This window comes from Tranquillimonas alkanivorans (assembly GCF_900115595.1).
In the GTDB taxonomy this organism is placed as follows: Bacteria; Pseudomonadota; Alphaproteobacteria; order Rhodobacterales; family Rhodobacteraceae; genus Tranquillimonas; species Tranquillimonas alkanivorans.
The window spans coordinates 1-1,273 of record NZ_FOXA01000089.1; the positions used below are offsets into that span (position 1 = coordinate 1).

The window sequence follows — 1,273 nt, forward strand, 5'->3', positions numbered from 1 at the left end:
CGGCAGCACGCCGATCTGCCTGCTCGGCGGGGACATGATCCTTTTTTCGCCCAGAGCGTAAAACTCCGCTTGAACCTAAAGCCGCTGTAGAAGCTACCGTCCTGGACAGGAGGTATCCGCGTAATGGAAGGTTCAGGCAGATTTGCTCCGGCGGCGCCGAGGCGCAGTCCGGAAACCAGTGGCTGCACGTGGTGCCACGGAGCTCCGGTGCGGTGCTTCGCCTCGAGGCGCTTGCGGCCGTCAAAAGCCATGGAAGTCGGCCCCTTCGTCCGGAGGGGAGAGACGGCGCTTCCGTGGAGAACGGGCGTAAGGGCCCTGTAGCCTGAATGAAGTTCAGCGGCGAACAGACGCGGGGCAGTGCTGGCGGCAGGACGTGCTCCGCCAACCCGCCGGCATTCGCATCCGCGATCGCCGGCGGGTTGGCGTTCGCAAGCCTCGCGTTTTTCACCGGCACCCCGTTACGCGCCCATACCGACGGGCAGCCACTCCAGCCGCATGACTTCTGGACGACGTGGTCCTTGCAGCCTTCCGTCGTCGTGCCGCTCGCGGTCGCCGCGGCGTTCTATGCGGCGGGCGTCCATCACGCTTGGCGGAAGGCCGGATGGGGCCGGGGCGTCCGGACGCGGCAGGCGGTTTCATTCTTCGGCGGGATGCTTGCCCTGGTCGCGGCCCTCGTCTGGCCGCTCGACGCCTTGGGGGAAAGTCTGTTTGCGGCGCACATGGGGCAACACATCGTCTTGATGGGGCTCGCGGCACCACTTCTTGTTCTCGGCCACCCTCTTCCGACGATGATACGCGCAATGCCCCGGCGCTGGCAGAGAGCCATGGCATCACTCGCCGCATCGGTCACGTGGAGAAGGGGCTGGAAGTTCTTTGCCGCAACCAGCGTCGCGACGACGTTGCAACTTGTCGCGCTTCTCTTCTGGCATGCTCCGCAGGCAATCGCCCTCTCGCTGGAGAACGAGGTCGTTCACTCGGTCATGCACGGCTCGCTCTTCGCATGCGGGCTTCTCTTCTGGACCGCCGTCGAATGCGTGCGCGGCTCCGGCATCGGACGGGCGCTTCTCGCGCTTCTGGTCATGTTCAAGTTCTCGCTGATACTCGGGGCGCTGCTCGCCTTCGCGCCGATCTCCTTCTACTCCAGCTACGGTGAGCGTGCCGAAGTCTGGGGATTGTCGCTCCTTGAAGATCAGCAGCTCGCCGGTCTGCTCATGATGTCGGTCGGTTCGATGATGTATGTGGTGGCTGCGGTAATCGTGATCGCCGCCTGGCT

At 64.7% G+C, this 1,273-nt stretch carries 1 protein-coding gene; it reads left to right on the top strand.

Annotated features, from left to right (window positions below; all coding sequences use genetic code 11):
- Positions 1 to 326: 326 nt before the first annotated feature.
- Positions 327 to 1,273 (top strand): cytochrome c oxidase assembly protein (locus BM162_RS22300; RefSeq protein WP_093426050.1); only part of this gene is annotated, 947 nt, incomplete at its 3' end.